9 protein-coding genes are annotated in these 14333 nt (G+C 66.9%); 3 read left to right on the forward strand and 6 right to left on the reverse strand.

The features are described from left to right. Window positions 1-296 precede the first annotated feature (296 nt). Window positions 297-650, reverse strand: a complete 354-nt coding sequence (locus tag ACM6LR_RS17515; protein WP_414938237.1) for a hypothetical protein — start codon at window positions 648-650, stop codon at window positions 297-299. Window positions 651-939: 289 nt separating this feature from the next. Then, complete coding sequence (locus ACM6LR_RS17520; protein WP_414938238.1) at window positions 940-1254, reverse strand: hypothetical protein; 315 nt, start codon at window positions 1252-1254, stop codon at window positions 940-942. A 307-nt stretch (window positions 1255-1561) separates the two neighbouring features. Between ACM6LR_RS17520 and ACM6LR_RS17525 the strand changes: the two genes are divergently transcribed. Next, a complete protein-coding gene (locus tag ACM6LR_RS17525) occupies window positions 1562-1915 on the forward strand; it encodes a WGxxGxxG family protein (RefSeq protein ID WP_414938239.1) in 354 nt (117 codons plus the stop codon). Window positions 1916-2345: 430 nt separating this feature from the next. Here the strand turns inward: ACM6LR_RS17525 and ACM6LR_RS17530 are convergent, their stop codons facing one another. Further along, entirely contained in the window at window positions 2346-3266 is a 921-nt protein-coding gene (locus ACM6LR_RS17530; RefSeq protein WP_414938240.1) for a hypothetical protein, read from the reverse strand. A 247-nt stretch (window positions 3267-3513) separates the two neighbouring features. Here ACM6LR_RS17530 and ACM6LR_RS17535 point away from each other — a divergent pair, with 247 nt between their 5' ends. Both ACM6LR_RS17535 and ACM6LR_RS17540 read left to right on the forward strand, forming a co-directional pair. After that, window positions 3514-4512, forward strand: a complete 999-nt coding sequence (locus tag ACM6LR_RS17535) for a polysaccharide deacetylase family protein (RefSeq protein ID WP_414938241.1) — start codon at window positions 3514-3516, stop codon at window positions 4510-4512. Between the two features lie 271 nt (window positions 4513-4783). Then, complete coding sequence (locus ACM6LR_RS17540; protein ID WP_414938576.1) at window positions 4784-5557, forward strand: DUF3152 domain-containing protein; 774 nt, start codon at window positions 4784-4786, stop codon at window positions 5555-5557. A gap of 31 nt (window positions 5558-5588) precedes the next feature. On the opposite strand, the gene ACM6LR_RS17545 is transcribed toward ACM6LR_RS17540, so the two are convergent. The 3 genes from ACM6LR_RS17545 to ACM6LR_RS17555 form a co-directional block, all read right to left on the reverse strand. Beyond that, window positions 5589-7961, reverse strand: coding sequence for a SpoIIE family protein phosphatase (locus ACM6LR_RS17545; protein ID WP_414938242.1), 2373 nt, complete (start codon window positions 7959-7961; stop codon window positions 5589-5591). 13 nt (window positions 7962-7974) lie between these two features. Beyond that, window positions 7975-12462, reverse strand: a complete 4488-nt coding sequence (locus tag ACM6LR_RS17550; RefSeq protein ID WP_414938243.1) for a HAMP domain-containing protein — start codon at window positions 12460-12462, stop codon at window positions 7975-7977. 373 nt (window positions 12463-12835) lie between these two features. Further along, a complete protein-coding gene (locus ACM6LR_RS17555; RefSeq protein ID WP_414938244.1) occupies window positions 12836-13234 on the reverse strand; it encodes an ATP-binding protein in 399 nt (132 codons plus the stop codon). Between the last annotated feature and the right edge of the window lie 1099 nt (window positions 13235-14333).

The raw sequence follows: 14333 nt of genomic DNA on the forward strand, positions 1-14333 counted from the left end.
CCAGCCGGACACAGATCCGGTGAAGAAAAAGGCCCGGGCGAAGGAACTCCGGCTCGCCGTGCCCGGGAACGTTGATCATGGTGCGTTCACGCCGGGTGGGGCCGGTCAACTCCTGGGCAGGATGACCGGCCCCACCCGTGCCAGCGTCGCTTCGCGTCGCGACGTGCCCGGAAGACGAAGCGGAGTGTGCATCTCTTCATCGTCTTCCGCGCACGCTTCACGATCTCGATGCGTCTCGCCGGACCCCTTGCCTCAGCCGTCCGCGCACCACGGCGGACGGCTTCGGCAGGGAGCTACTAGTTGCCCTGCGACGTGCCACCGTCGACGATGCCACCGGCGGCGCAGTTGTAGGGGGACTCGCCACTGGCCTCGTGCGCACCCGGCGAAAGGATCGGCACACCAATGCCGTTCAGCGAGTCACGGATCGGCACCTGGACGCCGAGCACGTTCACATCGTTGCCACACACACCCACCACGGCGTTGACGTTGTGCAGCAGGTCGATGTTGTTCGCGTTGACCAAGCCCACCTGGCCGCTGTGGTCGTAGCCGCCGTAGTGGCCCCAGTCCGGGGTGTCGGCGGACGCGATGCCGCCACTCACGATCGCTCCGGCGGCCATGGTGGCCACGACGAAACCGATTTTCTTCAGCATAAATTCTCCTCGATATCGACGAATACGTCGTCCGGGACGGCAGTGAAGGTGTGTTCCCGTCCAGTGTGAGGAAACGTACTGACGATCGTCCGTCCCTTCCACGCCGTTCCACCATCGTGTGGCTCCGGCAGTCCGCTGACCGCGTGATCAGTGGTCCGATCGGGTTGCGGGTCAGTCTTTGTCCGGCGTGTGCACGGTGTTCTGTCTCGGCAACAAGATCCCGGGAACGACAAGTAGCCCGGCTTCGCCGGGAGGCGGTCGAAGCCGGGCTGCTTGTTTCCTTTGTTCGTTATCCGGGCCAGGCCTCCGCCTCTGCCGTGAGTGCCGTGGCGACGTCGATCTCTCCCGAACGCACGCGCCAGGCGAGCGAGCCCGGCTGGGGCTGCATGAGTAGCCAGCCGGCGACGTCCTTGTCGGTATAGCAAGGGTTTTCGTCTTCGCCGATGCCCAGCGAACTGAAGTACCGACGCGCGGGCCAGGTCTCGGGAACCCAGGTGCGAGCCCAGCGCACGACGATGCGAGCGAGGTCGTTGTGACTGTCCGCCGGATGGATGAGCCGGTCTCCGGCGGTGCAGACCAGGCGCGACGTGAAAGCCGCGCCCAAGGGCGCGACTACTTGACTACTGTTCAATTTCCCCCCAGCCCACGAGATGCGGACCATGTTGCTCGCTGAAGGATGCGCAGCTGCGCGAACAAGGAAGGACGGCGAGTGGAGGACTTGTGGACACGGCCCGTACTTCCACGGCTCCTGTTTGAACCGATCGCCATACTAGTGAGAGGAAAGTCGGAGCGAAATCCGGGGCAGGCGAGCGTAATGCCGACACGTTCACGTGACGTCGAGTGTGAACTCGTTCAGTGCGGGTATGCCAAGGTCGAGCGGTCATCCATCCCCGATTCGAAAGAGGACAGAAATGAAAAGGGCATTACAAGTAGCGACCTGCGCCTGCGCGGCGTCCGCCGCCGTCCTGCTGACGGGCGCCGTCCCGGCAACGGCGACAGGTGCGCCGGGGCCTGCGGCACCAGTGTCACAACAGGTCGACAACGACGGAAACGAAAGCACGCGCGACGAACGAACCGATGCCGGTGAAGGCGACAACGGGCTGTGGGGTCTGCTCGGCTTGGTGGGTCTGCTCGGCCTCGCCGGCCTCGCCCGGCGAGGCCCGAAACCCGGAGCGATGACCGGGTATCCGGACGCGGGCGCCGATGCTCCGCCCGTCAACACCTACCCGCCCGCCGACCCGCGGCGTCAACCTCCGGGGGTCTGACCACGTCGACGGTCGGTATCGACCGGTTCTCGTCTTCTTCGGCGAACGTCCGACGCGACTCGCGTCGGACGTTCGCATGTTCGATGTCAGTCGCACCTCTTGCCGTGTGCTGATGCTGCGGGGCCGTGTTTCCGACCGCCGAAACAGGCGGCAACTTTCATTGTCACCTGCTGAGTCCAGGGTGTAAACAACACGAATAAGTGAAGTGCGGAGGGTTGAGTCATGTGTCGCTCTTGGTGAATTTGGCCGCTATGAGCCACGAAAGAGTGAGAGGCCTGAGTGCGAGTATGACTTTCAGTAATTGTCCGCGCGAAGATCTCGCGTCGAGAACAGCCAGGCTGCGGCTGGAGGACAAAGCTGCACCGCACGGTACGAAGCCATCTGCGCGGAAAGGGCGAAGCGCGACAGATAGGACGGCAAAAATGCCGTGCTATTCGTAAAGGACGTAAGCCGGGGTCGGTGTCAGGGCGATGACCTCGGCCGGGGTCATCAAGGCTGCACCTCGGCGGGTGTCCTCGTCGAAGAAGAGTTTGAAACCGGACCGCACGTGGCCGGGCTTGCTCGGCATGAGCGTCCTCCAGGTCGCCTTCTTCGCCGCGGCGGAGCCGATTCCGTCCACCACCTTCACTACGGAGACACCCGGGTGAGGGCTCAGGAGTTCCTCGTCGCGCACCACCGAAGAGGCCACTTGGTGGTAGATCATGACTTTGGCGGGCAGTCGGTGACGCTGTGCCAGCTCGCCGAGATAGCGGGCGACCTCGTCGAGTTCGGTACCGGTGGTGCGTCCGAACTTCTTCCCGGGGATGACACCCGGCTCGACAGCCCACTCGGGATCGAGCGCGACACCGACGTCGGGCTCCTTCAACCAGTGCTCATAGGCTTGCACCTCGGGCAGGAAGTCCGCCCGGCCCGGCTGGATGTCCAGCAGCAGCAGGCCGTTCAGCGCCCGCGCCGCATCGAGGTATTCCCGCACGGTCTCGTCGGAGCACCGGCTGCGGTACATGCCGTCCGTGCCGGGCGACCGGTGCACAGTGGTGGCGATCAACTCGACGACCGGCGTGACCGGTCGCCCAGGCGGGAAGGTCCCGATCTGTTTCCGAAGCTCGCGACTCGCGGCGGTGAGGTCACCTGTCATTCGTCCGAGGGCCTTTGCGCCGGGTGCCCCGCAGAACCCGACCAGCAGATTCGTCGCGAGTGGGTCGGCGGGCGGTGGGGCGACCGCCGGTGCCGCGACCGGGGCGGCGGGCATCGGCGCGGCGGCGGCGCTGTCTCGCGGGGGCGTGCCGCACGCGCTCGCCGCCAGTCCCGCCAGTCCGACAGTGAGTACGAAGCGGCGGCTGTGGTTGGGCATCCGGTCTCCTTCAAGGCTGCGCGCACGACGGGTGCTCATGTTTTCGGTACCAGTGCAATGAAATACCCGTGGTGATCTTCGGGCAAACGCGGTTCCCGACGATCACCACATCGTGCCGGAGACGATTTCCGGGCAGGCGTCCCTAGCTGCGGATACGTTGTTTTTCACGCGAGGGCACCAAAGTTCGCACTCACCCGACTCGGTGGATCGGTGTGCCCGCGGCTGGTTCTGGCAGGACACTTCCGGAATGTCCTTCCTTCTCCGGCTCGGCGCAGGGATCGCCGCCGTCCTCGTGACGGCATGCGGGGCCCCGGGGCCGGCGGCTTCCCCGTCGCCGGAACTGGGAACCGTTCCCGCCGTCGCCCCGGCACGCGTCACAGCGGCGTTCGCGCGTCAGGTGGCCGCCGACGAGCTCGGCCGGGTACCGATCCTGATGTACCACCGGCTCGTCGCCAAACCCCGATCGGTCTATGACCGCACTCCCGCCGAGTTCGCGGCGGAGCTGGAACGGCTGGCCGCCGAGGACTACGTCCCGGTCACGACGGCCGATCTGGTGAGCAGGCGGCTCGATCTGCCCGCCGGTGCGCACCCGGTCGTGCTGACCTTCGACGACGGCGACCCGAGCGTGTTCGCCCTCACGCCGGAAGGGTCCCCGGCGCCGGGGACCGCCGTACGGATCCTGTTGGACGTCGCGGCCAAACATCCCCGGTTCCGGCCGGTCGCCAGCCTGTATGTCAACGAACAACCCTTCGGCGGTGATGATCGTGCTTTGCGGTGGCTGTCCGACCATCACTTCGAGATCGGCAACCACACCGCGCGGCATACGAACCTGCGCCGCGCGGACGAAGCCTCGGCGACAGCGGCGATCGCCGAGGGAGACGTCCTGATCAGGCGCGCGGTGCCCGGCTACGCACCCAGCACGCTCGCGCTGCCGTACGGTGCCCAGCCGCGGCGAGAAGAGCTGGCGCTCCAAGGGCCGGGCTACACCTACCGCGGCGCGCTGCTCGTGGGTGCCGGGCCCGCGCCGTCTCCGTGTTCCTCCCTGTTCGAACCCGCGGCGATCCCTCGGATCCGCTCTCAGGGACCCGGCGAGGAAGCGGAATACGGTTCGGCTCATTGGCTCGACGAGCTCGGTTCACCCGCCGGGCATCGGTACACTTCGGACGGTGACCCGGAGACGGTGTCGTATCCCCGATCCGGCGTCGACCCCGCACCAGCGTGCGCGAGCGTGAGCCTTGCCTACTGAGCCCCCACACGTGCGACGCGACGGCGGCCTCGTCGATTGGCTGCCACAGCCCCGCGCTCCCCTGAACAAGCCGCCGGTTCCCGCGAGCCCCGAACCGGCGTCGCCTCCGAAACACCGGCTGCCCGCCCGTAGCCAGGAGACGACCGCGAGTTGTCCGGAGAAGACTCGCGTGCCATGGAAGGCTTCGGAGGCTGACCGGACGTGGTGGCCGTTGATCGCCATCCTCCTCGCACTGGTGCTTTCGTTGGCGCTTTTCGTGGCGCCCTTCGCCATGGAGACTCGAGTCGCCCCGGGTCTCCCTGATCCGTGGCCGTCGCCACAACCGACAGCCACTCAGCCGACGGCGCCTCAGCCGACAGCCACGCAGCCGACAGCCACGCAGCCGGCCGCCCACCCGCCAGAGTCCGCCGCGTTGCCGGATGGCGCTCCCTTCACACCGGCCGGCGCGGGAACTTGGCGGGTGCTACCCAGCGTCAGTGATCCGGTGGCAGGCGCCGGGGCGCGGCAACTGACCTACACCGTCGAGATCGAGGACGGGGTGGAGTTCCCCTCGTTCGCCCCGGAAGTGGAGACGATCCTCGCGGACCCGCGGGGGTGGATCGGGCTCGACGACGTGTCGCTCCGGCGGATCGATGATCCGGGCACCTCCCCGTCGTTCCGGATCAGTCTCACCAGCCACACCACGAGTCGCCGCCCTGACCTCTGCGGGTTCGAAATTCCCTACGACTCGTCTTGCTACCTCACCCGCGATCACAGGGTCGTCGTCAACCTCGCTCGCTGGGTTCGTGGCGCCCATTCGTTCGAGCGAGATCTTCTGGACTATCACCGGTACGCGATCAACCACGAGGTGGGGCATGCCCTCGGGCACGGGCATGTCGGCTGTCCCGCCGCCGGAGCGGTGGCGCCGGTGATGATGCAGCAGACCTTCGGGCTGTCCAACAGCTACGTAGCGGATCTCAATCGCGCTGAGCCGCTGGCGGCGGCGAAGGTCCGCCCGGACGGAGCGGTCTGCCGCCCCAATCCGTGGGTCACGACGACGCGATGAGCCTCCGGAAGGGCGACCCCGGCTCGACGGATCAGGACGCTTCGGTGACTTCGATCGCTACGACACAGGTGTCGTCGTCGGTGTCGGCGGTGCTGTAGGTGAGCAGAGCGTCGAGCTGCTGCTCCAGGGTGCCGTTGTGCTCGTCCACGAGGCCGACCAGGTGGGCGATCGAGTCCTGCACCGGCCGGTCGCGGCGTTCGATCAGGCCGTCGGTGTAGAGGAGCAGGACGTCGCCATTGTCGAGATGTAGCTGTTCTTCCTGATAGGTCACCTCGGGAACGGCTCCGAGCAAGGCGCCCTTGATGAGCGGAAGCGTCGTGGTCCGTCCCTGGCGCCGGAGGATAGGCGGGAGATGGCCTGCGCGTGCCCAGCGCAGGATCCTGGTCGCGGGGTTGTAGAGGGCGGCGACGGCGGTGGCGGTGACGTGGTTGGTGAGGTTGTAGGCGACGAGATTGAGCCAGGTGAGCAGCTGGGCGGGCCCGGCGCCGGTGGCGGCGAGGCCGCGCAAGGCGTTGCGCAGGTTGACCATGCCGGTGGCCGCGTCGATGCCGTGTCCGGCGATGTCGCCGACGCAGAGCAGGATCTCACCGCCGGGCAAGGCGACGGCGTCGTACCAGTCGCCACCGACGAGGTTCTCCTTTTCGGCGGGCCGGTACCGGACAGCCGTCCGTATTCCGGCGACGTCCAGCGGATCTCGTGCGGGCGGCATGATCGCATGCTGCAGCTGCAGGGTGAGGCGGTTGTGTTCGATCGCTTGCTGTTCGGTGGCGGCCAGCCGGTCGCGGGTGGCTGCGAGGGCGACTTCGGCCCAGTGCTGGGCGGAGACGTCCTGATAGGCACCGCGGATGCCGAGAAGGTCTCCCCGGCTGTCGACGACGGGCTCGGCGACGACCCGGATGTAGCGGGAGACGCCATCGGAGCGCTGGAGCCGGAACGCGGTCGACGCGGATCGCCGGTGGTGCAGCAGGGTGCGGAGGAACCGCCCGATCGAGGCCGAATCATCAGGGTGCGCGTAGTCGGCGAGCAGGGCCAGTGGCAGCGGGGACGCCGTGGAAGGCAGTCCGTAGAGGGCGAACAGTTCCGAGTTCCAAAGCACGGCTCCGGTCACCGGGTTCTCTTCGAAGCCACCGATTCGGCCGAGCCGCTGGGCGTGCTGCAACAGCATGCCCAGCTTCGCGGCATCGTCCTGCAGGCGCAGGCCGAGCAGGACCGTGTCCGCGAGCCTGCTGATGTTGACGTCGGCGAGTACCGGCAGTGGCACCTGGTCAACGGAGGTGGTGATCGTCATGTTCTGGTCGCGGAACGGCTCTCCCGTCGCGTAGACCCGGTGGATCGTGTCCAGCAGACCGCTTTTCTCGGCCGCGAGCGGATACATCTCGAGCAACCGGGCTCCGATGAGCCGGGCGCGCGGTCGTCCGCCCGGGTCGACGAAACGGGGATTGACGTGATGGATCCGAAAGTCGCTGAGCCGGTCTCCATCGTCCACCCAGGGGGAGAGCAGGACAGTGGGGTCGGGCAAGCCGTCCACGAAATCGACCAGCTCGCCGAGCACTCCCGTCGAGGGAGGGACGGACGCGGCCGCGACGGTTCCGTCGGCGTTGTCCAGGGTGTGTGCGCACAGCTCCGCCAGCGCCTCCAGTTGCCGTCGCATCCGGTCGGCTTCGAGACTCACCTGCGCCGGCCAGCACATTTCGACGACACCGATGATCCGCCCGCCGGTACCGGTCGGAATGGCGATCCGCGTGCCGGCGCCCATGGTGTGCTGCCCGATCGAAGGCAGGCCGGACGAGGACAGCGTCGGAAACCACACCGGCTCGCGTTCGGCGAGACCCGCCTGCGCGGGGGTCGACACTCCGGGAGGGACGTAGCGCCAGCGGGTGGCCTCCTCGGCGGAGAATCCGGCCGAGCCCGCCAAGGTGAGAGATCCGTCCGGACCCGCGAGCCAGACCGCGACCGCGGTCGCCCCGAGGGGGCGCAGGGCGTGCTCGAGGATCGCCTCGGCGGCCCGCTGGGTATCGTCGGCCGCCAGCACGCCGCTTTCCGCCGTGCGCAGACGGACGGCGACCGAGTCGTCACCGCCGGATTTGTCCGTACGAGCCAGGAATTCCGCCGCGACCTCGCTCAGCCGGTCCTTGGCGGCGTCGCCGACGACGTCGGCGGCGAATTCCAGCCGGGTCACCCCGGCGCGTTCGGCGAGGGTCGTGAGCTGCCGCGCGGCTTCGCCGGGGCCGCAGCGCAGTCGCTCCATCAGCACGCCCTTGGCGAGTTCGATCAGGGCGCGGCCGTCGGCGACCGCCTGGGCGTGATCGACCTCTTCGCGAAGGCGGCCAACCGTGGCGGCCAACCGTTCCAGGTTCGGGGCGAGGTCGGCAGGGCGCACCGGACCGGTTTCGTCGACCGACATTCTCGCTCCCCGCTCAGACCGTCAGGTGCCGTTTGAGGACGGCGATCAGCTCGTCCGTGTCCACGGGTTTGGTGACGTAGTCGTTCGCGCCAGAGGCGATGCTCTTCTCGCGGTCTCCCGGCATCGCCTTCGCCGTGACGGCGACGATCGGCAGCCGGGCGTGCTCGGGCATCGCCCGAATCGTCGCGGTCGCCGTGTAACCGTCCATTTCGGGCATCATGATGTCCATCAGGACCAGGTCGATGCCCGGATGCGTGGCCACCCGCTCGACACCCTTGCGGCCGTCTTCGGCGTGCAGCACCTGCAGACCGTGCAGTTCCAGGATTCCGGTCAGGGCGTAGACGTTGCGTGGGTCGTCGTCGACGATCAGCACGGTGCGGCCGTGGAGGGTGATGTCGACGTCCTGAGAATGAACCGCCGCCGGTTTCTCACCTGGGGGGACCAGCGGTAGTACCGCCCCCGGCTCCTCCGCCGAAAGGTGCAGAGCGATCCGTTCGCGCAGTTCGTCCAGGCCGGAAAGTACTTCGAGCGAGAGGGTCTCGGCTCTTGCCTGCAGAAGCTGTTCTTGTTCCTGCTCGAGACGTCTGCTGTTGTGGACCAGGATCGGCACCGTCCGCAGCGCGCTGTCGCCCTGCATGGCGTCGAGGAAGGTGAAGGAGGTCCCTTCCCGCAGATCGAGGTCGAGAACGACACAGTGGTAGGCGTCGGTGGCGAGCGCGGCCGCCGCTTCCTCCGTGCCTGCCGCGGTCACGACCTCGACGTCGGCGGTCACCACCCCGAAGTCCCTGCTGTCGGCCAGATCGCCGGCGGCGCTTTCGGCGACGAGGGTCAGCAAGCCGCGTTGACGTCCTTCGACCACGAGCAACCGCCGGTGCGTCCGGGGCGGCGGTTCTCGAACGACCGCCTTGGCGGCCGATTCCGAATCGAGGGCAGGCCGCACCGCGAAGTCCGGTCGAGCGACCGGGAGATAGAAGGTGAACGTACTGCCCTCACCGAGAGTGCTCTCCGCGGTGAGGTGACCACCGAGTAACTGCGCGATCTCCCGGCTGATCGACAACCCGAGGCCGGTTCCGCCGTATTTGCGGCTGGTGGTGCCGTCGGCCTGCTGGAACGCGCCGAAGATCGATTCGAGCTGGTGTTCCGCGATCCCGATACCCGTGTCGACGACCCGGAAGGCGACCGCGGGCCCGTTCGTACGCATGGACGGAGGCAGCTCTTCGATCCCGACCGGCGCGATGTGCAGCTCGATCCCGCCCGTGCTGGTGAACTTCACGGCGTTGGAGAGGAGATTCCGCAGTACTTGCCGGAGGCGGGAATCGTCGGTCAGCACCTGGGCGGGGGAGTCCTGGCCGACGACGATCCGGAAGTCGAGATGACGCTGCGAGGTCATCGGCCGGAAGGTCGCTTCGACGTAGTCCAGCAGTTGACGCAAGGGGATCTGCTCCGGCGTGACGTCCATCTTCCCCGCCTCGACCTTGGACAGGTCGAGGATGTCGTTGATCAACTGCAGCAGATCCGAACCCGCCGAGTGGATGATGCCCGCGTACTCCACCTGCTTGGAGGTGAGGTTGCGGGTCGGATTCTGGGCCAGGAGCTGCGCGAGGATCAACAGGCTGTTGAGCGGGGTCCGGAGTTCGTGGCTCATGTTGGCCAGGAACTCCGACTTGTACTTCGACGCCAGCGTCAGCTGGTGGGCGCGGGTCTCGAGTTCTTGGCGGGCCTGCTCGATTTCGAGGTTCTTCGTCTCGATGTCGCGGTTCTGGGTGGCCAGCAACGCGGCCTTCTCTTCCAGCTCGGCGTTGGAACGTTGCAGTTCTTCTTGCTGTGACTGCAATTCCTCCGAACGCGTCTGGAGTTCGGCGGTCAGTCGCTGCGATTCGTCGAGCAGTTCGTCCGTACGCGCGTTGGCGACGATGCTGTTGACGTTGACGCCGATCTGTTCCATCAGCAGTTCGAGGAAGGCCCGGTGCACCGCGGTGAAACCGTGGATCGAGGCCAGCTCGATCACCCCGAGGACCTGGTCTTCCACCACGATCGGAAGAACGATCAGGTTCGCCGGTCTTGTCTTCCCCAGCCCGGAGGAGATGGCGACATAGTCCTCCGGGACGTCGTCGACCATGATCGGGCGACGGCTGCGTGCCGCCTGTCCGACCAGTGATTGACCGATCCGGAAGCGCACCACCGGGCCTTCGCCGGCGTCGGGATGCCCGTAGGCGCCGACGAGTCGCAGTTCCGGCGTTTCCGTCGTCTCGTCGGCGAGATAGAAAGCGCCGTACTGTGCGGCGACCAACGGGACCAGCTCGTCCATCACCGCGGCCGCGACCACGGCGAGGTCGCGGCGCCCCTGCATCAGGCCGGTGATGGTGGCCAGGTTCGACTTCAGCCAGTCCTGCTCCTGGTTCGCCCGCGTGGTCTCGCGCAGCGACTCCACCATCGAGTTGATGTTGTCCTTGAGTTCGGCGACCTCGCCGGAGGCGTCCACGGTGATCGAGCGGGTGAGGTCGCCTTCCGCGACCGCGCTGGTGACCTTGGCGATCGCCCTGACCTGCCGGGTGAGGTTCCCGGCGAGTTCGTTGACGTTCTCCGTGAGGCGTTTCCAGGTGCCCGAAACGCCTTCGACTTCGGCCTGCCCACCAAGCCGTCCCTCACTGCCGACTTCGCGCGCGACGCGGGTGACTTCGGCGGCGAACGCGGACAGCTGGTCGACCATCGTGTTGATGGTGGTCTTGAGTTCGAGGATCTCGCCGCGCGCGTCGACGTCGATCTTGCGGGTCAGGTCGCCCTGTGCGACGGCGGTGGTCACCTGGGCGATGTTGCGGACCTGGCCGGTGAGGTTGTTCGCCATCGAGTTGACGTTGTCGGTGAGGTCCTTCCAGGTGCCCGCGACGTTCGGCACGCGGGCCTGTCCGCCGAGGATGCCCTCGGTGCCGACCTCGCGGGCCACGCGGGTGACCTCGTCCGCGAAGGCCGAGAGCGTGTCGACCATCGTGTTGATGACGTCGGCCAGCGCCGCGACCTCGCCCTTGGCCTCGACGGTGATCTTGCGGGACAGGTCACCTCGCGCGACCGCCGTGGCGACCTGTGCGATCGAGCGCACCTGACCGGTCAGGTTGGACGCCATCACGTTGACGTTGTCGGTCAGGTCCTTCCAAGTTCCCGAGACACCCCGGACGGTCGCCTGCCCGCCGAGGTTTCCCTCGGTGCCGACCTCGCGGGCGACGCGGGTGACCTCGTCGGCGAAGGCGGACAGCTGGTCGACCATCGTGTTGATGGTGTCCTTGAGTTCCAGGATCTCGCCGCGCGCGTCGACCCGGATCTTCTGCGACAGGTCCCCGCGGGCCACCGCGGTGGTGACCTCGGCGATCGAGCGGACCTGCGCCGTCAGGTTGTCCGCCATGAAGTTCACGGAGTCGGTGAGGTCTCGCCAGGTGCCGGAGACGCCCTTGACGTCGGCTTGGCCGCCGAGTCGTCCTTCGGTGCCGACTTCGCGGGCGACGCGGGTGACTTCGTCGGCGAAGGCGGATAGCTGGCCCACCATGGTGTTCAGCGTGTCTTTGAGTTCCAGTACCTCGCCACGAGCCGTCACGTTGATCTTCTGCGACAGATCGCCCTTGGCGACCGCGGTGGCGACCTGGGCGATGTTGCGGACCTGGTCGGTGAGGTTGCCCGCCATGAAGTTCACGGAGTCGGTGAGGTCTCGCCAGGTGCCGGAGACGCCCTTGACGTCGGCTTGGCCGCCGAGTCGTCCTTCGGTGCCGACTTCGCGGGCGACGCGGGTGACCTCGTCGGCGAACGAGGACAGCTGGTCGACCATCGTGTTGATGGTGTTCTTGAGTTCGAGGATCTCCCCGCGCGCGTCCACCGTGATCTTCTGCGACAGATCGCCCTTGGCGACCGCGGTCGTCACCTGCGCCACATTCCGGACCTGGTCGGTGAGGTTGCCCGCCATGAAGTTCACCGAGTCGGTGAGATCGCGCCAGACACCGCCGACGCCCGGCACCTCCGCCTGGCCGCCCAGCCGCCCCTCACTGCCGACCTCGCGGGCGACGCGGGTGACCTCGTCGGCGAACGAGGACAGCTGGTCCACCATGGTGTTCACGGTGTCCTTGAGTTCGAGGATCTCGCCGCGCGCGTCGACGTCGATCTTCTGCGACAGATCACCCCGTGCCACCGCCGTCGCCACCTGGGCGATGTCCCGCACCTGGGTGGTGAGGTTTCCCGCCATCGCGTTCACCGAGTCGGTGAGGTCCTTCCAGGTACCGGACACCCCCGGAACCTTCGCCTGGCCGCCGAGTTGCCCCTCGCTGCCGACCTCCCGTGCGACACGGGTGACCTCCGAGGTGAACAGGGACAACTGGTCCGCCATCCCGTTGAACACGGTGGCGATGTCGCCCAGCAGACCGTCGGCACCGTCCGGCAACCTGATGCCGAAGTCCCCGTCCCGGACCGCAGTCAGCCCGGCCAGGAGCTGGCGCAGCTCTTCTTCTCCGGCACGACTCATCGTCGCAGCTGCCGACCCGCCCATCCGTCACCACGTCTCTTCATTTGTAGCGTCGAGGAAAAGAACCAACTAACCAGCTGAAGCGCACGGGCGGGAAGGAACGACCCGGGCGTTCCCGAGCATAGCGAAGTTGTACTAGGCTATGCCGCAACGGTTGAGCAGCCAGCCGCATCCCGCCGAGCGAGACGCCGCAGTGCTCCCCATCAGCCGTTTCCCTGACGCACTAACGTGAACCGCGCTCCGGCCGAGAAGGCGCGTCCGCGCCCCATCGGCGGCATAGGGCTGTTTTGTCGCGTCAATTTTCCGAAGCGAATTCCTCGCAGTGTGATCGATTTCTCGTGAAAAAGGGAATTCCCCTTTTCCGGGCCGGCTGTCAGTGGTGGGCCAGCGGCCAGGAGACGCTGACGGTGGTGCCGGCCGAGGTGGTGGTCACCGAGGATTTCGGCGCGAAGGTGGCGATGATCGGCACTCCGCGGCCACCGCCCGGACGATGACCTTCTCGCCAGCTGCCGGTATCGGCGACGGTGATCGTGATCCAGCCCGCCGCGCGCACCGCGGTGACCGTCATGAGGTTGTCGGTTCCGCCCGCATAGGCATGCCGGATGACGTTCGTCATGGCCTCATACGCGGTGAGCTTGACGTCCTCGGCCAGCTCGGCGGACAGACCTTGAGCACGGGCCCACTCGGCGAGCACGTTCCTCAGGCGGGCGGCCTGGGCCGATACCGCGGAGACCTCGTGGGCCAGTTCAAAGGCTGAGGAATCGGCTGACATCTCTGGCGTACTCCTGTCACCTGCCGAACTGACCGCTGCCCTCCGGGTGTTCCCGGGCTTCCCGAGAGGTTAAGACCACTTTAGCGGACCATGAAAACGTCCCCGACTGCTCACGAAGGTTCTTCAAGAGCTACGCGAGCATCTGGTCTCCAGGCGAGCAATACCCGCGATCGTGTTACGCCCAGACGCCGTTTACCCACGCCGTGGTCACCGATTCGAGTGGATTGGTATTGCGCCTATTGACTGCACCGCTTTCGTGGCACTCAGTGAATTGTCGCTGGTCAGCTTCGACTCGGCGTTCGCAGGAGCGGAGGCGTGTCGGCATCGGCGAATTTTCGGGCCAGGGGTGCCGGATAGCGGCCACGCGTCGTAATTATGATTCGCTCGCGACATCGGAGTGCTGATGTCGGAGACGAACAGAATCGACGAGTAATCGGAGTCAGACGCTGTGATGGACGCGGGTGGCCAGACGATCGACACGGTGCGTGCCGGTCGGGTTCTGGCTCGGACGCTCATCCTGGTGGGCGGTGTGGTCGCGGCTACCGCCGTGGCATGGATCGCAGGCGATGTCACCGCGGGGGCCGATACCCCGATCGCCGACGGGCCGAGCGCTCCGACGGCCGCGGCGACCCGTTTTCGGTTGCCTGATCCTGTATTCGCGGTAGCGAGCCGAACCCCGCACGTGGTCGCGGAAGCGCTCATCGGACGCGCCGCCGCTTCGACGAAACACCTTGAGGACGCGGCGAGTCCCGCAGCGAGTGAGGTCGCCGCCGACGCCGGGACAGTTCGCCATGCGGCCGCGTCGCTTGACGTATCCACTTCGCGGCAGCCGATCGATGCCAGACGCGGCCGCGTCGAAGTCGCGACTTTTCCCCGTGCTCTGCCGGTATCGAATCCGGACGGCACCTTTTTAGTCCTGGCCTCCTGGAGTGGGGCAGGCGACGCCATTGCTTTTCCGTCGTCGAGTCGGCACAAGGTCCTCGATGATCATTCACCTCCGGCGCCGCACCCGCGCGAAACCGGTCACCTGGCGGGGGAGCCGGATCCACCGCGGTCGCCGTTGTCGGCATGTGGAACCTCGCCAAGTCTCGCCGTGGCA

The organism is Amycolatopsis sp. cmx-11-32, from assembly GCF_047608695.1.
GTDB lineage: Bacteria > Actinomycetota > Actinomycetes > Mycobacteriales > Pseudonocardiaceae > Amycolatopsis.